Origin of the sequence: Pseudomonas sp. SC3(2021) (assembly GCF_019856535.1) — a bacterium.
Lineage (GTDB): Bacteria > Pseudomonadota > Gammaproteobacteria > Pseudomonadales > Pseudomonadaceae > Aquipseudomonas > Aquipseudomonas monsensis.
The window spans coordinates 445,671-465,206 of record NZ_CP082236.1 but is presented as its reverse complement, the minus strand read 5'-3'; the positions used below and the strand labels follow the sequence as shown (position 1 = coordinate 465,206).

The following is a 19,536-nucleotide window of genomic DNA, read 5'->3' as shown; positions in this document are numbered from 1 at the left end:
CTTTTTTGTTTCTGCTGCCACACTGCTCGGGTTTTCACCCACGAAGGACGGGTGAGTCGATCACGAAGGAAGTGGCAATGCTGTTTTATAGAGGTTTGAAACCGGCACTGGGCTGGATGTTGTTGTTTGGATTACTGGGGTTGATGCGTTGCAGCCTGGCGGCGCAGCTGGCGCTGCACGAAGAGGTCGCGGCATTCAATGTTCAACCTGTGGAACTGGACGCCCGCGAGCGCCAATGGATTCACGAAAACCCTCGGGTAACGGTGGCGTCGGTGCAATATCCGTTGTACCTGTTTCAGGATGAACACGGGCAATGGAGCGGTTTGAACAACGACGTGCTCAAACGCGTCAGTGCGATGACCGGGCTGCAGTTTGTGCATCAGGAGTCGTTCTCCACCGACCACCTGCTTGAGCGACTGGAGAGCGGGGCGGCGGACATCAGCACGACGTTGGCCATGAGCGACGAGCGCAAGGTGTTTCTGGATTTCAGCCATGCCTTCGGTGGCGCAGGCTGGGTGTTCGTCGGCCACATCGGCGCGCCGCGGGTGGAATCGTTCGAGCAGTTGGCCGGACGTGTCGTTGTGCTGCCGGCCCGGCATGCTCTGGAAGACCTGATTCGGCGCGATTTCCCGCTGATCACAGTGCGTTCGGTCAAGACGTACGCCGAAGCCCGCGCATTGGTCGAGAGCGGCGAAGCCTATGCCACCATCGAAAATGAAATCGGGGCGCAGCTCTATCCCTTGGGATTGCTCAGGGTGGGCGGGCTGCTGGAAGGCAAGTGGGAAGCTGATCATCTGGCGGTGCGCAAAGGCATGCCGGAGCTACTGAGTATTCTCAACAAGGCACTTGAGGCGTTTCCCGCGACCGAGTTACGGGCCATTCGCCTGAAATGGCTGGAGGGCGTTGCACCTGTCCCGGAGCAGTCGATCTGGCAGCGGATGATCGAATGGGGCTGCTGGGTGATGGGCGGGTGGAGTATTTTCGGTCTGTTGTCGCTGGTGTGGAACCGGCGCCTGACGGCGGTGATCAAGTTGCGCCGCGAGGCCGAGAAGGATCTGGGCGATCAACTGGCGTTTCAACACGCGCTGATCGACTCCATGCCTGACCCGATGTTCGTCCGCGATCTGCAAGGGCGTCTGATCATGTGCAACCGCAGCTATGAAGAAGCGCTTTCGGTTCGCCAGGATCAAGTGCAGGGCCGCTTGCTGTTCGAAGTCGATGCGTTGCCCGAAGCGACGGCCTCGATGCTGCACGACGAGTTCATGGTGCAATTGCGCACGCGCAAGTCACGTTTCAGCAAACGGCAATTGCAATTCAAAAATGGCCCGCGTGAGGTCTATCAGTGGACTGTGCCGTTCTACAGTGCCGACGGCCAGTTGCGCGGTCTGTTGGGCGGCTGGACCGATATCACCCAGCGTAGGACGGAAAGCGGATGCCGATGTCCGCACTGAGGATTAGGAAATGTCCTATAGGACGCGACTACTTTTCCGATGGGAGGCTTAAGACGACTGCCCTAGAGTGAACGACAACTGCGGTGAGAGTCCGCGATTGTCGCTTTAGAGGTCGCCTATGCGCTCGCTTAAAATCCTGATTCTTGAACCCAATCCGTTTCAACTGATGGCGTTGCATCAAATGCTCAACGCCATCGGCATCTATGACGTTCTGACCGCGCCGTCGCTGGCATCGGCCTTGTGTTCCCTGGGGCATCGCGGCGCGGTCGATATCGCCATCTGCGATCCGCAGCTCAAGGGTGGCGATGGCCTGGCCCTGATCCATCATCTGGCGCAGCAGGATCAAGCTCGGGCTTTGATCCTGCTGGGGGCGGTCGCATCGAGTGTGTTGGGCGATCTTGAACGCTTGCTGTGCGAGCATCGCCTGCGAATGCTGGGGTGCCTGCAAACACCGGTCTCGGCGGTGCTGATGAGAGGTTTGCTGGACCGTTATCTGCTCGCGCCCATGGCGGCGCGGGCCTGAAGCGTACGGTTATTTTTCTGTCATCTTCACCGTGCATGCTCTGACAGACCGGTAACGCTTCCAGGGATGGAGCAACCGGCAGGCAGAACTTTCTTCTCGGGCCGGTGGTCATTTACTGTGGACATGCCCCAGACACAATGTTTTCGGACTATTGAGTGGAGATCGAGATGGAAAGTATCAGTCTATTGCTCGGTGAGGCTCTGAGCCCGTATCAGGTTTCGTTGTCTGCAAGCGGCGCCCGTGGCGAATGCCGGGTGACCTTGAAGAACAGCAACGGCGCAATTGTGGTGGAACGCGAATTCAATCAGGCGCAGTTGAGCGACAAGCGCCTGCTGACGGATGTGGTCGATGGTCTGCACCGTGACGTTCTGATCGCCGAAGGGCGCCTGGAACCCTGTGTCATCGCGGCATTGCGCAACGCAGCACTGGACAAGCGTCCGGCGCTCTGAAGATGAAATATTTTTTGTGGGAACCTTCCTGCATCCCTGTCAGTCAGACCCCATAACAGCAGGATCAAGCATTGTGCTCCGGTGCTTGTCGCTTGCTGCTACGGGTCCTTTGTAGACCACGTTTAACCCCGAGTCGTCTCCCCACTTCTCGGGGTTTCTTTTGTCCGGCGTTTGCTTAATGGGTCGCCTGCTGCTCGAAAAAGACACGGGCCTGCTCCAGATAATCAGCCTGTCGCTCGGGATCGAGCCACGCCGCGTAGAGCTGATTCAAATGCGCGTGGGGCAGGGTGCGCAACAGTTGGTTGATTTCACCGATCGCCTGACGTCCCTGAGTCGTGTCGGAACAGGCGACGTAACCCGAGAGATATTTCCCGGTGCCCTGGATGGGGTAGAACGCCAGATCGTCCTCGGCGATCTTCGCCTGTTTCGCCTGATAGCGGATTTCCGGCCAGTAACCCAGCACCACCTGCAATCGGCCCAGACGCTGCATCGACAGCAGATTGCTCAGCGCCTCGTTACCGTAATGGGGGGTCAGCGCACCGCTGTGGGCTTGATGGAGTATGTTGTCGATGAACTCGCCGTAGCTGCGTTCAGCGACCACGCCGACCTTTCTGTCGGTGGCGGCCAACAGCGCCGACAGGTCGACCTCGCCGCCCACCAGATAGGGTTCGAGCAGCGAACGGTCTTGCTGACGAACCACCAGACCATTGCTCACCACGCGTATCGCCGGGATCGAATACACGACCCATTGCGCGCGGTCCTTGTTCCACAACAGCGCGGGGTCACAGGCAAAAGGGTTTTCGTGCAGCATCTGCAGGCCACGGGCGCGATTGACCCGCATCAGCGTGTGTTCGTATTGCGGCAGGCCGGCGATCAGCAGCGGCATCAATTGATCGATCACGCCCTGGTCCTTTTTCGGGCCTTCTAATATCGTCAGGGGCGGCAGGTCGCGCAACAACCAGATCAGCGTCGGTTTGGCCTGCGCTGCGGTCGACACGGCCAGCAGAAACAGCAGGCCGAACAGGCGCCACGTCCACCAGTGATGGGCGCGGTTGGCCTCAGATGTCTGCTGGCGCTTCAGCTTAAATGGCTCCGTCTTCGCGCAACCGGGCGATCTGTTGCTCGTCGTAGCCAAGGTCGTGGAGTACCTGCGCGTTGTGTTCACCGAGCTGCGGCCCGACCCATTCGGAAGAGCCCGGTGTCTCAGAGAGTTTCGGCACGATGCCCGGCATCTTGAAGTCCTTGCCGTCCGGCAGCTTGGCGTGCAGGAACATTTCCCGCGCCAGGTACTGCGGATCGTTGAACATGTCTTCGGCGCTGAAGATCCGGCTCGCGGGCACCTCGGCCTGATTGAGCAGGTCGAGCACCGTTTGCAGCGGTAACGAATTGACCCAGCGATCGATCACCCCATACAACTCGTCGCGACGATTGTCGCGTCCGTCGTTGCTCGCCAGTGCCGGGTCATTGGCCAGATCGTCCCGGCCAATGATCATCATGAAGCGCTTGAAAATGGCATCGCCGTTGGCGCCGATCTGCACATGCTTGCCGTCGGCACTGGTGTGAATCGACGACGGTGTAATGCCCGGCATGATGTTGCCGGTGCGCTCACGGATGAAACCGAACACATCGAACTCCGGGACCATGCTTTCCATCATGGCGAAGATCGCTTCATATAGCGCCACATCAACCACCTGGCCGAGGCCACCGTTGACCTCGCGATGACGCAACGCCATCAGTGCGCCGATCACACCCCACAGCGCGGCAATCGAATCGCCGATGGAAATCCCGGTGCGCACCGGTGGCCGGTCCTCGAAACCGGTGATGTAGCGCAACCCGCCCATGGACTCACCGACTGCGCCGAACCCCGGCTGATCCTTCATCGGTCCGGTCTGACCGAAACCCGAGAGGCGCACCATCACCAGTTTCGGGTTCAGCGCGTGCAGGGTTTCCCAACCCAGCCCCAGTTTCTCCAGAACGCCGGGGCGGAAATTCTCGATGAGAATGTCGGCTTCGCCGAGCAATTTCTTCAGGATGGCCAGGCCGTCGGGATGCTTGAGGTTCAGCGTCAGCGACTTTTTATTGCGCGCCTGCACGAACCACCACAGCGACGTGCCTTCGTACAACTTGCGCCATTTGCGCAAGGGATCACCGCCGTCCGGCGACTCGATCTTGATCACGTCGGCACCGAACTCGCCGCAAATGCGCGAGGCAAACGGCCCGGCAATCAACGTACCCAATTCAATGACTTTCACACCGCTGAGCGGTTTGTTGGCGAACGGCATACAGAATCCTGTAGGACAAGGCTGAGCAGATACAGCGTTTTAACATAGCCGGCTGTCAGACGCCGCAGCTTGATCGCCATCAATTCGATGATTGCCTACCGCATCGGTTAGACTTGCCGACTTTCCTCGTATCAAGAAGCCCGTTCATGGCCCAGCCTTCGACCACGTACAAGTTTGAACTGAACCTCACCGACCTCGACCGCAGCATCTACGAGAGCGTCAAGCAGACGATCGCCCGTCACCCTTCGGAGACCGAAGAGCGCATGACCGTGCGGCTGCTGGCCTACGCCCTCTGGTACAACGAGCAGTTGTCGTTCGGTCGTGGTCTGTCGGACGTGGATGAACCTGCGCTGTGGGAAAAGAGCCTGGACGACCGCGTCCTGCACTGGATCGAAGTCGGCCAGCCGGATGCCGATCGTCTGACCTGGTGCTCGCGTCGCACCGAGCGCACCAGCCTGCTGGCGTACGGCAGCCTGCGCGTCTGGGAAACCAAGGTGATCCCGGCGATCAAGAACCTGAAAAACGTCAACATCGCCGCCGTGCCGCAAGAGGTGCTGGAGACCCTGGCCAAGGACATGCCCCGCGTCATCAAGTGGGACGTGATGATCAGCGAAGGGACGATCTTCGTCACCGACGACCGTGGTCAGCACGAAGTCCAGTTGCAATGGCTGCAAGGTGAGCGCGGCTGATCCTGCGCCGCCACCGGATTAAACCCACGTATTCAAGAGAAGTCTCTGTCACCCCATGCGTATCGAACCTCGCCAGCTGCCTGCCACTCTGCCTTTTCTCGGTGATATTCCACCGCTGTTGACCCGCCTGTACGCCGCGCGGGGCGTGCAGTCCGAGGCCGAACTGGACAAGAGCCTGGCGCGCTTGATCCCGTTCCAGCAACTCAAAGGCATTGATGCGGCGGTCGACTTGCTGGTGACGGCACTGGAGCAGCGCCAGCGCATTCTGATCGTTGGCGACTTCGATGCGGACGGTGCGACCGCCAGTACCGTGGGCATGCTCGGGTTGCGCCTGTTGGGCGCGGCGCATGTCGATTATCTGGTGCCGAACCGCTTCGAATACGGCTATGGCCTGACCCCGGAAATCGTCGAAGTCGCCCTGACCCGCGAGCCGCAGTTGCTGATTACCGTCGACAACGGCATCTCCAGTGTCGAAGGCGTGGCCGCTGCGAAAAAGGCCGGGCTCAAGGTCTTGATCACTGACCACCACTTGCCCGGCGATGAACTGCCGCAGGCCGATGCGCTGGTCAACCCGAACCAGCCGGGCTGCGAATTTCCGAGCAAGGCGCTGGCCGGCGTGGGCGTGATTTTCTATGTCCTGATGGCCTTGCGTGCGCGCCTGCGCAGCCTCGGCTGGTACGAGAGCCAACCACAACCGAATATCGGCGAACTGCTCGATCTGGTGGCGCTGGGCAGCGTTGCCGACGTGGTGCCGCTGGATGCCAACAACCGGATTCTGGTGCATCAGGGCCTGGAGCGGATTCGCGCCGGGCGCGCACGGCCGGGGATCAAGGCGATCCTTGAAGTGGCCAAGCGCGACGCTGCACGTATTACGTCCACCGACCTCGGTTTTATCGTCGGCCCGCGCCTGAACGCGGCGGGGCGCCTGGACGACATGAGTCTGGGTATCGAATGCCTGCTGACCGCCGACGCCAACCGCGCTCGGGAAATGGCCGCGCAACTGGACGGCATGAATCAGGATCGCAAATCCATCGAGCAGGGCATGCAGCGCGAGGCGCTGGCCCAACTCAAGGACTTGCCGGTGGAGTCGATGCCGTTCGGTCTGTGCCTGTTCGATCCCGAGTGGCACCAGGGCGTCATCGGTATTCTCGCGTCGCGGATGAAAGAGCGTTATTTCCGTCCGACCATTGCCTTCGCTGATGCCGGTGACGGTCTGCTCAAGGGCTCCGGGCGTTCTGTGCAGGGCTTCCATATTCGCGACGCCCTGAGCGTGGTGGCGGCGCAACATCCGAACCTGATTGCCAAATACGGTGGTCACGCCATGGCGGCCGGCCTGACCTTGCCACAGGAGAATTTTGCGCTGTTCGCCGAGGCATTCGATGCTGAAGTGCGTCGGCAACTTCGCGAAGAAGACCTGACCGGACGCATGCTGTCGGACGGAACACTGGCGGTTGAGGAATTCCACCTCGAACTGGCCCGTGCCTTGCGCCATGCCGGGCCTTGGGGCCAGCACTTCCCGGAGCCGCTGTTCCACGGCGTGTTTCAGTTGGTCGAGCAGCGTGTGGTGGGTGAACGGCATCTGAAAGTGGTGCTGAAAAGCGAGTGCGGTTCGGTGAAGCTCGACGGCATTGCCTTTGGTATCGACCGCGATGTCTGGCCGAATCCGACCATTCAATGGGTTGAACTGGCCTACAAGCTCGACGTCAACGAGTTTCGTGGCAACGAGACCGTGCAACTGATGATTGCCCACATCGAACCGCGCTGACGCCATTCGCGAGCAAGCCCGCTCCCAACTGGTGTAGGAGCGGGCTTGCTCGCGAAGGCCGACTTTCACACACAGAATTACTCTGAACCCTGCCTCCTCCTCAGTTGTCGACTAGGCTCTAAGCACTGCTTGATTGGCCTTGTGACGTCTTGTCGAATGTTTTGCCCGCGGGGGCGGGTGTTGTACCTTTTTCCTGTCACTCGTCGACTATTCAAACAGAACCCTGGAGCCTGCCCACTGATTCGAGAGGTGCCCCATGAGTCTGCTGCTTGAACCCTTCACCCTTCGCCAACTGACCCTGCCCAATCGCATCGCCGTGTCGCCGATGTGCCAGTATTCCAGCGTCGACGGCCTGGCCAACGACTGGCATCTGGTGCACCTCGGCAGTCGCGCCGTCGGCGGCGCCGGCCTGGTCTTCACCGAAGCCACGGCGGTCACCGCCGACGGGCGGATAACCGCTGAAGACCTCGGTCTGTGGAACGACGAACAGATTGCACCGCTGCAACGCATTACCCGATTTATTACGTCCCAAGGCGCGGTCGCCGGCATCCAACTGGCCCACGCCGGGCGCAAGGCCAGCACCCATCGGCCGTGGATCGGCAAGCATGGCAGCGTCAAACCCGATGATGGCGGCTGGACTCCGGTCGGGCCTTCGCCGATTGCTTTCGACCCGCAACACACGCAACCGAAACAGCTGGATGAAGGGCAGATCGCTGATGTCATTCAGGCCTTTGTCGATGCTGCCAAACGAGCGTTGACGGCGGGTTTCAGTGTGGTTGAGGTGCATGCCGCGCACGGTTATCTACTGCATCAGTTTCTTTCGCCACTGAGCAATCAGCGCCGCGATCAATATGGTGGTTCGTTTGAAAACCGCATTCGCCTGGTGCTGCAAGTCACCGAGGCGGTGAGGGCGGTCTGGCCTGAGGAATTGCCGGTGTTTGTCCGCGTATCGGCCACTGACTGGGTGGAAGACGGCTGGAACCCGGATGAAACCGTGGAGCTGGCGCGACGGCTGCACACGCTTGGCGCGGATCTCATTGATGTGTCTTCGGGTGGCACCGCAGCGAATGCCGAGATTCCAGTGGGGCCGGGCTATCAGACGCGCTTCGCCGAACGTGTCCGTAAGGAGTCAGGCATCGCCACCGGCACCGTGGGCATGATTACCGAGCCGGCGCAGGCCGAGCACATTCTGCGCACCTGTCAGGCCGACATCATCTTCCTCGCCCGTGAGCTACTGCGTGATCCGTACTGGCCGCTGCACGCCGACGATGATCTGGGCGGGCGCAAAGCGGTGTGGCCGGCGCAATATCAGCGCGCCACTCATCGTGATCAGCCGATTCACGAGTCAGACTTGCGCGATTGAGTGAGTCGCAATAAAGCAAAAAGCCCCGGTCAGTGATGGCCGGGGCTTTGTTTTGTCTGTTTGTCTTTCGCTGCGATGCTGCCGCCATCGCTGGCAAGCCAGCTCCCACAGATTTGGTGGCGTACGCAAAATCTGTGATCAACACCCATCACTGTGGGAGCTGGCTTGCCAGCGATGAGGCCCGTGCAGGCGCCTCAAATCATCAAGGGTACTTGCGCTTGTCCGGCGCCGGCGGGAAGTACTGGTACAACCAGGTCTCGCTCAGCGTGCGGTCATTGGTGCGAATGAACAAACGCAGTTCCACCGGCTCCACGCTGTCATTGGTCGGGTACCAGTCGAACAGGATCCGGTAACCCTTGATGTCATCGAGCACCAGCACGCTGAAATCCTGCACCTTGCCGTTCGAGCACGTGACTACCGGTTCGATCCCGGTGCCCTGCGGCAAGCGCTCGAGACCGCCGCCAGTGAAGTCCACGGCAAAACGGCGGGCCCACACCGGCGGGTAGTGCTCGCCCGGTGCCCAGCCTTCAGTGAAGCCGCCCATGCCGGAACGGGTTGCATGCACCCGCGCCAATGGCGTGCCGACCGGCGGCAGTGCGCTCCAGTAGAGCTTGTAGCCGTAATTCAGCGAGTCGCCGGCCGCCACCGGTTTCTTCGGCGTCCAGAACGCGACGATGTTGTCCATGGTTTCGCCGGTTGTAGGAATTTCCAGCAGATCAATAGAGCCTTCGCCCCATGCTGTGGTCGGTTCGACCCACAGGCTTGGGCGCTTGCTGTACCAGTCGACGGTGTCCTGATAGTTGGCGAACTCATGGTCGGTCTGCACCAGACCGAAGCCTTTCGGATCCTTGTCGGCAAAAGCGTTGAACTGCAGGGTCGCCGGGTTGTTCAGCGGGCGGCAGATCCACTCGCCGTTGCCGCGCCACATCGCCAGGCGATCGGAGTCGTGGATTTGCGGGTGGATGGTGTCGCACATGCGGCGTTCGTGAGTGCCGCAACTGAACATGCTGGTCATCGGTGAAATGCCCAGTTGTTCGATGGCGGTGCGCGCATTGATGTGGGCGTCGACTTCCATCACCACGCGTTCGGCCTGGCAGTCGATGTCGAAGCGGTAGGCGCCGGTCGCACTCGGCGAATCGAGCAGGGCGTAGACGACAAAACGCGTGGCGTTCTGATCCGGCGTCTCGAACCAGAATTTGGTGAAGTCAGGGAATTCTTCGCGCTTCTTGGCGTAAGTGTCGATCGCCAGGCCGCGAGCGGAGAGGCCATATTGGCCAGTCGCATCCACCGCACGGAAATAGCTGGCGCCGAGGAACGACACCACGTCATGGCGATCCAGCTCCGGTGCCTTGAACAGTTTGAAGCCGGCAAAACCCAGGTCGCCCTTGAGCTGCTGGGTGTCGACCGAGGTGTTCTCGTAGTTGAACAGTGTCGGACGGAAATGCACCTCGCGGGCGGTGCGGGTCTTGGGATCGACGCTGTACATGCGCACCGGCTGACGGAAACCCATGCCGACGTGGAAGAACTGCACGTCCAGTTGACCCTTGTTCTCCTTCCACAACGAATGCTCGCCGTCGTAGCGGATCGCGTTGAAGTTTTGCGGGGTCATGGTCGCCAGTGTCGGCGGCAGCACCTGTTTGGTGTCCTGATAAGCGTTGCCGGCCAGTTGCTTGGCCTGGCGCTTCAGCGCTTCGAAGTCGAACGCCTGCGCCTCGCCATCGGCGGCGCCGCCATTGGCCGCCCACGCACGGGTGGCCAGCAGGCCGGTGGCCGAAAGACCGGTGTAAGCCGCAATGGCCATGGACGCTTTGAGCAAATTCCTGCGGTGCATAAATACAACCTGTCGTGTGCAATCCCGCGCCTTTCCTGGCACGTGCTGGATCAGAAATAACGGTTCGGACAAGCCTTCGGCCAAACGCAACGGACTATAAACAGATGCCGGCTAGCTTAAACGGTTCGCTCGCCGAGCAAAATTCGTTGATTCACTACGCCAGTGTGTCAATGAAACAAGACATGTCGGTTAAAAGTCTGACAGGGCGTTCTGATTTACACGGCATATCTGCTTTTTTCGACTAATTACTCTAAAAACTGCTTTTCAGCGCCGATTTAATTTCTATTCTATGGGCATGACCGGTGTGACCAGAAGAACCGGTGAGGCACACGACACTGCTGTAAGGGGCAGGGCGATGTGGTGGTTTAGCAGTTCTTTGACGTATTAGAGAAGGACATCGTCCATGGCAAAAATACAAGGCATCACCGAAATGTTGGGCATCTTTCCCTGCCTCGGCAGCGGCCGCAAAAGACGTCGGTTGAGCTCCGACGAACTGAAACTGGTGGAGCGTTATCGAGAGCTATCAGAAGGGGATCGGATTGCGATGCGCTATCTGGTGGATGCGATGCGGAGTGTTTCGCGGTTTTGAGTGGAAATAAACAGGGGCGGACTGAAAGGTCCGCCCCTTTTTTATTTGGATCAGCTACACGTTCCCAGTACTGGATACGGCCGCTGGCCGTGCATCAACTCCGGCACATCCCGCCATTTGACCCACGCCTGCTGGTGCCAGTGCAGCAACGGCACCGTGACGCCTGCCCAATGCATTGAGCTCAGGCTCGGGTGGTTTTCCACAGGGCTTGATTGGGTTTCGCGCAGCATCGGGATGACTTCATGGCTCAGCCATTGGCGCAGGTGACGGTTTTCCGGGACGAAGTGATGGACGAGCAGGGCAAACAGGCCGGACTCGCTGACCATCGCGCAATCGACGATTTCGCCGTCCCGACGTAGGAGGACATGGCGACGTTGGTCGGGATCGAGTTTCAGGGTGAGGCGTTCGTTCAGGGGGTAACCCATCAAGCGGCCGAGATCTTGCACGCAGAACCAGGCTTCGTGGTCTTGCATGAAGGCGTGGAGGAAGCGGTTGTGGCGGGTGAAGATTGTGGGGGTGAAGTGGGTCGACGATGAATTTTGGATTTGCGCAGACATGTAGTGACTTCCGATTTGAGTAGGAAAGTCGCCATCAACTCTTCGACAAGTTGGGTGGCGAACCGTGTGGCGTTCGAAGTCGGGATACTTCCAGTCAAACACGGAAAAGCCAGAAGGCCCGCGCCACACGGCCCGCCATAAAGCAAAACTGAAGCTGTGACAGCCACAGTTCAATGGAGGGCATGCAAGCACCGCGTTGACAGTTTCCGGCTTCGACCCCGGGTCGCTGAATTAGCAGCGACGGGATAAAGCCTATCGGTCAGGCGCTTGCGGCGACAAGTCTACCCTGTGGACGTGCAGCGTAGGAAACGGGGCTTTTTCAGGAAGGCTGTGTCTGTAGGAAATGCCTGTTTTTGCATTGGTGCCAGCGAATCGGCCCCTAACCAGTGTTTTTCCGTTATTTGTTTGAATCTTGCGCATCGCTGCAGATGCTCGGCCCTTGGTCTCAGGGTTCAAAGGATTGTGACGAATAACGGAGAATTCAATGAAGGTGTCTCTCAAGCAGATCAACGGCCCTTGGGATCAGGGCTGGGTGCTGGACAAACACATGGTAAGTAGTACCTTTCTTGGCAACGATGATCGCGGACACCCGTGCTTCGATAATCAGCGCACTGAGATTGGCGAGGCGACCTACCAGCTCAAATACCAGAAGGACTGGACTCAGGTCAGCCCACTTGCTCAGGCAGTAGCGACAAATGTGTTCCCAAAACTGGATCAGGTCGGGTTTGTAGTGCCTATGCCTGCTTCAAATATTCGTCAGCGACAACCGGTAACTGAGGTTGCCCTGGCGTTGGGACGAATTATCGGTCGGCCGGTTTTCTCGGATTTGCTTCGAAAAGCGACCACGGGAAAGTCGCTCAAGGATTTACATTCCAAAGCCGACAAGGTTGCCGCGATTGGAGACAGTTTCAGCGTCAATGATGAAATCACCACCGATGGGTGCTGGAATGTTTTGGTTGTAGATGATTTGTTTGATAGCGGGGCGTCCATGGACGCGGCCTGCGCTGTTTTGCGTAAATATCCGAAGGTAGGGAAAATTTACGTCGCAGCGCTAACTTGGAAGTGAACTCAATGACCACTGTATTTATTGCCGGCTCTATCAACATCAAGAACCTTGATCCGAAGGTTAAAGAGCGCATCAATAATATCGTAGCGTCAGATTTTGAGGTGGTGGTGGGTGATGCTGGGGGCGTCGATACCTCCATTCAGTTGCACCTGCTGAGTCTCGAACGATCCAGAACCACGGTGTTCTGCAGCGGTTCTGCTCCGAGGAATAACCTTGGACAGTGGCCCGCCAGAACAGTCGACTCCAAACATTCGAAAGGGTCGAGAGCTTTCTTCACCGAGAAAGACGTCGTCATGGCCGAAGCAGCCGACTACGGCTTGATGATCTGGGATGCAAAGAGCACCGGCACGCTCAGCAATGTCATTGAACTGTTATCGAGAAAGAAGAAATCGCTTGTTTTCGTCAACAAGGAAAAGGAGTTCAAAGTGGTCGGAGACGTCAGTCAGCTCGAAGAGTTGATTGCATTCATGTCCGATCACGCCAAGCAAAAGGCCAACGAAAAAATCAAACTGTTCGACCGTATTTCCCTGTTGAAGCACGATCAGGCAGAGCTTTCTTTTTGATGTTTTTTTCTGGGCTTTCCTGAACCCCGGCACCTTGACGGTACCGGGATCGCAGGCTCTTAGCGACTCACCTTCCAAGCATCCCCAGCCGGCGCCTTCCCATGGTCATACGGCTTGCCAATCCACATATAAACCAGCCCCAAGCCAATCACGATCGCGGTGCTCAACACCATCGCATAGTTCACGTACCACGCCGCATCCGGCGTACGTGGCCAGGCCATGTTGATGATTGCGCCGACGCCGTACACCAGCGCGCCGATGTTCACCGGCCAGCCCCAGGCGCCGAGGGTGAATTTGCCGCTCGGTTTCCAGCCTTTGCTGCGGGCGTACAGCGCGGCCAGGACGATCATCTGGAACGCGAGGTAGATGCCGATGGCGGCGAAGCTGACGATGGTGGCCACGGCGTCTTGCAGGAAGAAGCCGAGGGCGATGATCAGGGCGGGCAGGACGCCGGACACGAACAGTGCGGCAACCGGCACTTGAGTCGTAGGAGAAATCTTTTTCAGCAGGCGGCTGCCGATGACCATTTCGTCGCGAGCGTAGGAGTACAGCAGACGGCTCGCGGCGGCCTGCAGGCTGATGACGCAGGAGATGAAGGAAATCATCACCACGCCCATCACCACTTTCGAGCCGATTGGGCCGAAGGCGTTGTTGAGGATGGTGGTGACCGGGTCCTTGTCGGTGCCGTTGATCACTGCTTGCATGTCCGGCACGGCGAGGATCAGCGCGAGGCAGGCGAACATCGCCGCGATGCCGCCGATGTAGATGGTCATGCGCATCGCCACCGGGATTTTTGCGCTGGGGTTCGGGGTTTCTTCGGCGACGTCGCCACAGGCCTCGAAGCCGTAGTACAGGAACATCCCCGCCAGCGAGGCGGTGAGAAATGCCGGCAGGTACGAGCCGTCGACGCTGATGTCGAAGGTGTTGAACAGCACGCTCAACGGTTGGTGACGTTCGAAGATCAGCAGGTAAACGCCGACGATCACTGCGCCGACCAGTTCGCAGAGGAAGCCGAACATGGCGATCCGCGCCAGTGCTTTGGTGCCGCTCAGATTGACCAGCGTGGCGAACAGGGTCAGCACCAGGGCGATGATGATGTTGGTGTTGTTGCTCGGCTCAAAACCCATCATTGCCGCCAGGTATGGGCCGGCACCGACGGCGACTGCAGCGATTGTCACGCACAGGGCGATGGAGTAGATCCAGCCGACCATCCACGCCCATTTCTTGCCCACTAAACGGCGCGCCCAAGGGTAAACGCCACCGGAAATCGGGAACTGCGAAACCACTTCGCCGAAGATCAGGCACACCAGTAACTGGCCGCAACCGACCAGCAAGTAAGCCCAGAACATCGGTGGACCGCCGGCGGCGAGGCACAGGCCGAACAGGGTATAAACCCCTACAACCGGTGACAGATAAGTGAAGCCCAAAGCGAAGTTTTCCCACAGGCTCATGCTGCGGTTGAAGTTTGAGGTGTAGCCCAGCTGGCGCAGTTGTTCGGCATCGCTGTCGGCAACGGCGGCGAGATCGGGTGAGGCACTCATGTGTGTTTGCTCCGTGAAATCGGCAGATTTCGGATGGCCGAGGCCGTGGCGGGGCTGGGTGGGCGCCGCCCGGGTCGGTAGTTATTGTCAGGTGTTGAATCCTGGTGGTGCGCAGAGCCGGTTTCTGCCTTGAAGCCGGGGTGACGCCATCGCGAGCAGGCTCACTCCTACAATTTGGAATGCGGTCCCTGTAGGAGCCAGCCTGCTGGCGATGCTTTTAGTGCTTGAACATCACATGCCGAACCGTGGTGTAGTCCTCCAGCCCATACATGGACATGTCCTTGCCGTAGCCGGACAATTTCTGACCGCCATGGGGCATTTCGCTGACCAGCATGAAGTGCGTGTTGACCCAGGTGCAGCCGTACTGCAAACGGGCGGACAAGCGATGTGCGCGTCCTACATCCGCCGTCCACACCGAGGAGGCGAGGCCGTAGTCCGAATCGTTGGCCCACTCCAGCGCCTGCGCTTCATCGGTGAATTTGGTCACCGAGACCACCGGCCCGAACACTTCGCGGCGGACGATTTCGTCATCCTGTTGCGCGTCGGCCAGCACCGTCGGTTCGAAGAAGAAACCGTTGCCCTCAACAGCCTTGCCACCGGTGATCAAACGGATGTGCGGCTGCGCCACGGCACGTTCGACAAACCCGGCGACGCGGTCGCGATGCTGCGCAGTGATCAGCGGTCCCAGCTCGGTGGACGGATCATCCTGTAAGCCGTATTTGATGCTGCTGACCGCTGCGCCGAGCTTCTCGACGAACTGTTCGTAGATGCCTTGCTGTGCGTAGATCCGGCACGCAGCGGTGCAATCCTGCCCGGCGTTGTAGAAACCAAAGGTACGGATGCCTTCAACCGCAGCGTCGATGTCAGCGTCATCGAAAATGATCACTGGCGCCTTGCCGCCCAGTTCCATGTGCATGCGTTTGACGCTGTCGGCGGTGCTGGAAATGATGTTCGAACCGGTGGCGATCGAGCCGGTCAGCGAGACCATGCGCACTTTCGGATGCGTGACCAGCGGGCTGCCCACGGTAGGACCACGACCGAACACCAGATTGAGCACACCGGCCGGGAAGATGTCCGACGCCAGTTCGGCCAGACGCAGCGCGGTCAGCGGGGTTTGTTCCGACGGCTTGAGCACCACGGTATTACCGGCAGCGAGGGCCGGGGCGATTTTCCAGGCGACCATCATCAGCGGGTAGTTCCACGGTGCGATGGAGGCGATCACGCCCACCGGGTCGCGGCGGATCATCGAGGTGTGGCCGGGCAGGTATTCGCCAGCCGCCGAACCGCTCATGCAACGGCTGGCGCCGGCGAAGAAGCGGAACACGTCGGCGATTGCCGGGATCTCGTCATTCAGCGCGGCACTGTAGGGTTTGCCGCAGTTGGCAGATTCGAGTTTCGCCAGTTCTTCGCCATGGGCTTCGATGGCGTCGGCGAGTTTGAGCAGCAGCAGCGAGCGATCTTTCGGCGTGGTTTGCGACCAGTCGGCAAAAGCGCTGTCGGCGGCGCGTACGGCGGCATCGACCTGGGCCTCGGAGGCTTCATTGATTTTCACCAATACTTCACCGAGGGAAGGGTTGAGCACCGCTTGCGCCGGGCCTTCGCCGTTGACCAGTTGGCCGTTGATCAAGAGTCTGGTTTGCATGATTTTGTCCTCACTAACACTTTTATTGTTCTGGCCGAATCGAGAGCCCTGTGGGAGCGAGCTTGCTCGCGAAAGCGGTGTATCAGTCGACATCAATGTCGGGTGTGACGGCCTCTTCGCGAGCCGGCTCGCTCCCACAGGGGGATTTTGGGTGTCTGTTGGATGTTTATTTACCGCCACTGCCGGCGACGCTCTCGCCACCGCGCGTCAGGTAATACGCGCCGAGGATCGGCAACATGGTCACCATCATCACCAGCATGGCGACGACGTTGGTCACCGGCACATCCCGTGGCCGGCTCAGCTGATTGAGCAGCCACAACGGCAACGTGCGTTCATGCCCGGCGGTAAACGTGGTGACGATGATTTCGTCGAACGACAGCGCGAACGCCAGCATGCCGCCCGCCAGTAACGCCGAGCCGAGGTTCGGCAGGATGATGTAGCGGAAGGTCTGCCAGCCATCGGCGCCGAGGTCCATCGAGGCCTCGATCAAACTGTGCGAAGTCCGGCGCAGACGGGCGATGACGTTGTTGTAGACGATCACCACGCAGAAGGTCGCGTGGCCGACGATGATGGTGAACATCCCCGGCTCGATCCCCAGCGTCTTGAACGTCGCCAGCAAGGCAATCCCGGTGATGATCCCGGGCAGCGCAATCGGCAGGATCAGCATCAGCGAAATGCCCTGCTTGCCGAAAAAATTCCGGCGGTACAGCGCTGCCGAAGCCAAGGTGCCGAGCACCATCGCAATCAACGTGGCAATGGCTGCGATCTGCAATGAAAGCTTGATCGCCTCCAAAACGTCCGGCCGCGAAAACGCCACGCTGAACCAGTGCAACGTGAAGCCCTTCGGCGGAAAACTGAACGCGGCCTCTTCGGTGTTGAAGGCGTAGAGGAAGATGATCAGGATCGGGAAGTGCAGAAACACCAACCCGCCCCAGGCCGCGATTTTCAGGCCTGGAGAGGCTTTGTCCCCCTGCTTTTCTGAATTAGAGCGCATCGAAGGCCCCCAGACGTTTGACGATGGACAGGTAAACCGCGATCAACACAATCGGCACCAGCGTGAACGCCGCCGCCATTGGCATGTTGCCGATCGCACCTTGCTGCGCGTAGACCATGCTGCCGACGAAGTAGCCGGGCGGCCCGACCAATTGCGGCACGATGAAGTCGCCCAGGGTCAGCGAAAAAGTGAAAATCGAACCCGCCGCAATCCCGGGAATCGACAGCGGCAAAATCACCTGCATGAACGTCTGGCGCGGCTTGGCGCCGAGGTCGGCGGAAGCCTGCAACAGCGACGGCGGCAAGCGCTCCAGCGACGCCTGAATCGGCAAAATCATGAACGGCAGCCAGATGTAGACGAACACCATGAACCGCCCCAGATGCGAGGTCGACAAGGTGCTGCCGCCCACGCCGGGAATGCCGAGGATGAACTGCAACACCGGCTCCAGCCCCAGGTGCTGCACGAACCACTGCGCCACGCCGCCCTTGGCCAACAGCAACGTCCAGGCGTAAGCCTTGACGATGTAACTGGCCCACATCGGCATCATCACCGCGATGTAGAAAAACGCCTTGGTCTTGCCGGTGGTGTAGCGCGCCATGTAGTAGGCAATCGGGAACGCGACGATGGCGCTGGCGATTGACACAACGATGGCCATGCTCAGCGTGCGCAGGATGATGTCGAAGTTCGACGGCTGAATCAGCGCGGCAAAATTGGCCAGTGTCAGGTCAGGGGTGACCGCCATGGTGAAGTCGTCGAAGGTGTAGAAACCCTGCCACAACAGCACCAGCAGTGAACCGAGGTAGATCGCGCCGAACCACAGCAACGGCGGCACCAGCAGCAGCGACAAATACAGGTTGGGCTTGCGATAGAGCAGGTTGGAAAACCGGCGCAAGGGCGGCGATTGAGTCATCGCGAGCGTGCTCATCTCACACCTCGCCGGCAACGGTGTCGTGCAGTGCAACCATCGCTTCTCGCGCCCAGCGTGCGCTGAGGCGCTGGCCTGTCTGATGCTGCGCGCTGCTGTCGAGCCACTGATTGTTGGCGTGGCTGATGCTCAGGGTCTGGCCGTTTTCCAGCTTCAGTTCATAGCGCGTGGCACTGCCCTGATACTGGATGTCGTGGAGCAGGCCGCTGACTTCGATCTCGTGGGCGGCCAGCGGGCCTTCGGCGAAACGCACATGCTCCGGGCGGATCGAAAACGGCTGCGGATGGCCGCTGAGCTGGCGTGCCAGGTCGCCACGAATCACGTTCGAGGTGCCGACGAATTCGGCGACGAATGTGGTGGTCGGTTTCATGTACAGATTGCGCGGAGTGTCGACCTGTTCGATGCGGCCCTTGTTGAAGACTGCGACGCGATCGGACATCGACAGCGCTTCGGTCTGGTCGTGAGTGACGAAGATGAAGGTGATGCCGAGTTGGCGCTGCAGTTTCTTCAGTTCGCTTTGCATTTGCTCGCGCAGCTTGAGGTCGAGAGCACCAAGGGGTTCATCCAGCAACAGCACGCGCGGACGATTGACCAGCGCGCGGGCGAGGGCGACACGTTGGCGCTGACCGCCGGACAACTGCACTGGCTTGCGTGCCCCGTAACCGCCGAGGGCGACCATGTCCAACGCCTCTTCAGCGCGTTTATGGCGCTCGGTTCTGCTCACGCCTTTGACCTTCAAACCGTAGGCGACGTTGTCCAGTACGTTCATGTGCGGGAACAGCGCGTAATCCTGGAATACGGTGTTGACGTCACGTTGGTACGGCGGCAGACCCGCCGCCTCGGCGCCGTGGATGCGGATCGAGCCGGCGCTCGGTTGTTCGAAACCGGCAATCAGGCGCAGGCACGTGGTTTTGCCCGAGCCGGATGGGCCGAGCATGGAAAAGAACTCGCCGTCCTGGATGTCGATGGAAACCCGGTCAACGGCCTTCACTTCGCCGAACTGCCGGGAAACGTTGGTGAACTGGACTGCAAGCGTCATGGTGCGGTGCTCCAAAAAGGCGCGGGCCGTCGCAGCGGCCCTGCCTGGACTTCTGAAAAAACTGAAACATCTAACGGTGAATGCGATCCGCTCTTAGCACCCTCATGCGGCGAGCGAGATACGATCCGCTCTTAGCGCCCTCATTCGGCGGGCGAGATGCGATCCGCTCTTAGCGCCCTCATTCGGCGGGCGAAATGCGATCCGCTTTTAGCGCCCTCATTCGGCGAGCGAGATGCGATCCGCTCTTAGCTCCCTCTCCCTCCGGGA

General features: G+C 59.6%; 18 protein-coding genes. 9 read left to right on the top strand and 9 right to left on the bottom strand.

Annotated features, from left to right (window positions below):
- Nucleotides 1–77: 77 nt before the first annotated feature.
- The 3 genes from K5Y35_RS02210 to K5Y35_RS02200 all read left to right on the top strand — a co-directional run bounded on the left by K5Y35_RS02210 (nt 78) and on the right by K5Y35_RS02200 (nt 2,423).
- On the top strand, nt 78–1,451 hold the full coding sequence (locus tag K5Y35_RS02210) for a transporter substrate-binding domain-containing protein (RefSeq protein ID WP_186745045.1): 1,374 nt from the start codon (nt 78–80) through the stop codon (nt 1,449–1,451).
- Between the two features lie 118 nt (nt 1,452–1,569).
- The gene (locus K5Y35_RS02205; RefSeq protein WP_123464961.1) at nt 1,570–1,974 is read left to right on the top strand and encodes a response regulator; all 405 of its coding nucleotides are present in this window, start codon (nt 1,570–1,572) and stop codon (nt 1,972–1,974) included.
- 167 nt (nt 1,975–2,141) lie between these two features.
- Nucleotides 2,142–2,423 carry a DUF3509 domain-containing protein gene (locus K5Y35_RS02200; RefSeq protein ID WP_123464963.1) on the top strand — a complete coding sequence of 94 codons (282 nt, stop codon included), beginning with the start codon at nt 2,142–2,144 and terminating at the stop codon, nt 2,421–2,423.
- Between the two features lie 175 nt (nt 2,424–2,598).
- Here the strand turns inward: K5Y35_RS02200 and K5Y35_RS02195 are convergent, their stop codons facing one another.
- A complete protein-coding gene (locus K5Y35_RS02195; RefSeq protein WP_222833589.1) occupies nt 2,599–3,558 on the bottom strand; it encodes a TIGR02285 family protein in 960 nt (319 codons plus the stop codon).
- Nucleotides 3,506–4,705: a CaiB/BaiF CoA transferase family protein gene (locus K5Y35_RS02190; protein WP_128615252.1), complete on the bottom strand. Its 1,200-nt coding sequence runs from the start codon at nt 4,703–4,705 to the stop codon at nt 3,506–3,508. The genes K5Y35_RS02195 and K5Y35_RS02190 overlap by 53 nt, the downstream gene beginning before the upstream one ends.
- A 146-nt stretch (nt 4,706–4,851) precedes the next feature.
- On the opposite strand from K5Y35_RS02190, the gene K5Y35_RS02185 reads away from it, so the two are divergent.
- From K5Y35_RS02185 to K5Y35_RS02175, 3 genes are all read left to right on the top strand, one after another.
- On the top strand, nt 4,852–5,394 hold the full coding sequence (locus K5Y35_RS02185; protein WP_047601370.1) for a YaeQ family protein: 543 nt from the start codon (nt 4,852–4,854) through the stop codon (nt 5,392–5,394).
- Nucleotides 5,395–5,449: 55 nt separating this feature from the next.
- On the top strand, nt 5,450–7,159 hold the full coding sequence (recJ, locus tag K5Y35_RS02180) for a single-stranded-DNA-specific exonuclease RecJ (protein WP_123464969.1): 1,710 nt from the start codon (nt 5,450–5,452) through the stop codon (nt 7,157–7,159).
- Between the two features lie 256 nt (nt 7,160–7,415).
- Complete coding sequence (locus tag K5Y35_RS02175) at nt 7,416–8,522, top strand: NADH:flavin oxidoreductase/NADH oxidase (RefSeq protein ID WP_186745049.1); 1,107 nt, start codon at nt 7,416–7,418, stop codon at nt 8,520–8,522.
- 202 nt (nt 8,523–8,724) lie between these two features.
- Here the strand turns inward: K5Y35_RS02175 and K5Y35_RS02170 are convergent, their stop codons facing one another.
- Nucleotides 8,725–10,353, bottom strand: coding sequence for a glucan biosynthesis protein D (locus tag K5Y35_RS02170; RefSeq protein WP_222833588.1), 1,629 nt, complete (start codon nt 10,351–10,353; stop codon nt 8,725–8,727).
- 403 nt (nt 10,354–10,756) lie between these two features.
- On the opposite strand from K5Y35_RS02170, the gene K5Y35_RS02165 reads away from it, so the two are divergent.
- Nucleotides 10,757–10,942: a hypothetical protein gene (locus K5Y35_RS02165; protein WP_123464975.1), complete on the top strand. Its 186-nt coding sequence runs from the start codon at nt 10,757–10,759 to the stop codon at nt 10,940–10,942.
- A 50-nt stretch (nt 10,943–10,992) separates the two neighbouring features.
- Here the strand turns inward: K5Y35_RS02165 and K5Y35_RS02160 are convergent, their stop codons facing one another.
- Nucleotides 10,993–11,499 carry a Bro-N domain-containing protein gene (locus K5Y35_RS02160; protein WP_222833587.1) on the bottom strand — a complete coding sequence of 169 codons (507 nt, stop codon included), beginning with the start codon at nt 11,497–11,499 and terminating at the stop codon, nt 10,993–10,995.
- A gap of 484 nt (nt 11,500–11,983) precedes the next feature.
- Between K5Y35_RS02160 and K5Y35_RS02155 the strand changes: the two genes are divergently transcribed.
- Nucleotides 11,984–12,565 (top strand): ComF family protein, encoded by a 582-nt coding sequence (locus tag K5Y35_RS02155; protein WP_222833586.1) that lies wholly within the window; start codon nt 11,984–11,986, stop codon nt 12,563–12,565.
- A gap of 5 nt (nt 12,566–12,570) precedes the next feature.
- Complete coding sequence (locus K5Y35_RS02150; protein WP_222833585.1) at nt 12,571–13,128, top strand: hypothetical protein; 558 nt, start codon at nt 12,571–12,573, stop codon at nt 13,126–13,128.
- A gap of 59 nt (nt 13,129–13,187) precedes the next feature.
- Here the strand turns inward: K5Y35_RS02150 and K5Y35_RS02145 are convergent, their stop codons facing one another.
- The 5 genes from K5Y35_RS02145 to K5Y35_RS02125 all read right to left on the bottom strand — a co-directional run bounded on the left by K5Y35_RS02145 (nt 13,188) and on the right by K5Y35_RS02125 (nt 19,269).
- Complete coding sequence (locus tag K5Y35_RS02145) at nt 13,188–14,669, bottom strand: APC family permease (protein ID WP_222833584.1); 1,482 nt, start codon at nt 14,667–14,669, stop codon at nt 13,188–13,190.
- A gap of 217 nt (nt 14,670–14,886) precedes the next feature.
- Nucleotides 14,887–16,311: a gamma-aminobutyraldehyde dehydrogenase gene (locus K5Y35_RS02140; protein ID WP_222833583.1), complete on the bottom strand. Its 1,425-nt coding sequence runs from the start codon at nt 16,309–16,311 to the stop codon at nt 14,887–14,889.
- A 166-nt stretch (nt 16,312–16,477) separates the two neighbouring features.
- Entirely contained in the window at nt 16,478–17,305 is an 828-nt protein-coding gene (locus K5Y35_RS02135; protein WP_222833582.1) for an ABC transporter permease, read from the bottom strand.
- Nucleotides 17,295–18,230 (bottom strand): ABC transporter permease, encoded by a 936-nt coding sequence (locus K5Y35_RS02130; protein ID WP_222833581.1) that lies wholly within the window; start codon nt 18,228–18,230, stop codon nt 17,295–17,297. The genes K5Y35_RS02135 and K5Y35_RS02130 overlap by 11 nt, the downstream gene beginning before the upstream one ends.
- A gap of 1 nt (nt 18,231) precedes the next feature.
- Nucleotides 18,232–19,269 carry an ABC transporter ATP-binding protein gene (locus K5Y35_RS02125; protein WP_123464989.1) on the bottom strand — a complete coding sequence of 346 codons (1,038 nt, stop codon included), beginning with the start codon at nt 19,267–19,269 and terminating at the stop codon, nt 18,232–18,234.
- Nucleotides 19,270–19,536 lie beyond the last annotated feature (267 nt).

What these genes read in the sequence shown, in the direction of transcription:
- K5Y35_RS02210 (WP_186745045.1), top strand. Translation starts at nt 78, where the DNA reads ATGCTGTTTTATAGAGGTTTGAAACCGGCACTGGGCTGGATGTTGTTG.
- K5Y35_RS02205 (WP_123464961.1), top strand. Translation starts at nt 1,570, where the DNA reads ATGCGCTCGCTTAAAATCCTGATTCTTGAACCCAATCCGTTTCAACTG.
- K5Y35_RS02200 (WP_123464963.1), top strand. Translation starts at nt 2,142, where the DNA reads ATGGAAAGTATCAGTCTATTGCTCGGTGAGGCTCTGAGCCCGTATCAG.
- K5Y35_RS02190 (WP_128615252.1), bottom strand. Translation starts at nt 4,705, where the DNA reads ATGCCGTTCGCCAACAAACCGCTCAGCGGTGTGAAAGTCATTGAATTG.
- K5Y35_RS02185 (WP_047601370.1), top strand. Translation starts at nt 4,852, where the DNA reads ATGGCCCAGCCTTCGACCACGTACAAGTTTGAACTGAACCTCACCGAC.
- recJ (WP_123464969.1), top strand. Translation starts at nt 5,450, where the DNA reads ATGCGTATCGAACCTCGCCAGCTGCCTGCCACTCTGCCTTTTCTCGGT.
- K5Y35_RS02175 (WP_186745049.1), top strand. Translation starts at nt 7,416, where the DNA reads ATGAGTCTGCTGCTTGAACCCTTCACCCTTCGCCAACTGACCCTGCCC.
- K5Y35_RS02170 (WP_222833588.1), bottom strand. Translation starts at nt 10,353, where the DNA reads ATGCACCGCAGGAATTTGCTCAAAGCGTCCATGGCCATTGCGGCTTAC.
- K5Y35_RS02165 (WP_123464975.1), top strand. Translation starts at nt 10,757, where the DNA reads ATGGCAAAAATACAAGGCATCACCGAAATGTTGGGCATCTTTCCCTGC.
- K5Y35_RS02160 (WP_222833587.1), bottom strand. Translation starts at nt 11,499, where the DNA reads ATGTCTGCGCAAATCCAAAATTCATCGTCGACCCACTTCACCCCCACA.
- K5Y35_RS02155 (WP_222833586.1), top strand. Translation starts at nt 11,984, where the DNA reads ATGAAGGTGTCTCTCAAGCAGATCAACGGCCCTTGGGATCAGGGCTGG.
- K5Y35_RS02150 (WP_222833585.1), top strand. Translation starts at nt 12,571, where the DNA reads ATGACCACTGTATTTATTGCCGGCTCTATCAACATCAAGAACCTTGAT.
- K5Y35_RS02145 (WP_222833584.1), bottom strand. Translation starts at nt 14,669, where the DNA reads ATGAGTGCCTCACCCGATCTCGCCGCCGTTGCCGACAGCGATGCCGAA.
- K5Y35_RS02140 (WP_222833583.1), bottom strand. Translation starts at nt 16,311, where the DNA reads ATGCAAACCAGACTCTTGATCAACGGCCAACTGGTCAACGGCGAAGGC.
- K5Y35_RS02135 (WP_222833582.1), bottom strand. Translation starts at nt 17,305, where the DNA reads ATGCGCTCTAATTCAGAAAAGCAGGGGGACAAAGCCTCTCCAGGCCTG.
- K5Y35_RS02130 (WP_222833581.1), bottom strand. Translation starts at nt 18,230, where the DNA reads ATGAGCACGCTCGCGATGACTCAATCGCCGCCCTTGCGCCGGTTTTCC.
- K5Y35_RS02125 (WP_123464989.1), bottom strand. Translation starts at nt 19,269, where the DNA reads ATGACGCTTGCAGTCCAGTTCACCAACGTTTCCCGGCAGTTCGGCGAA.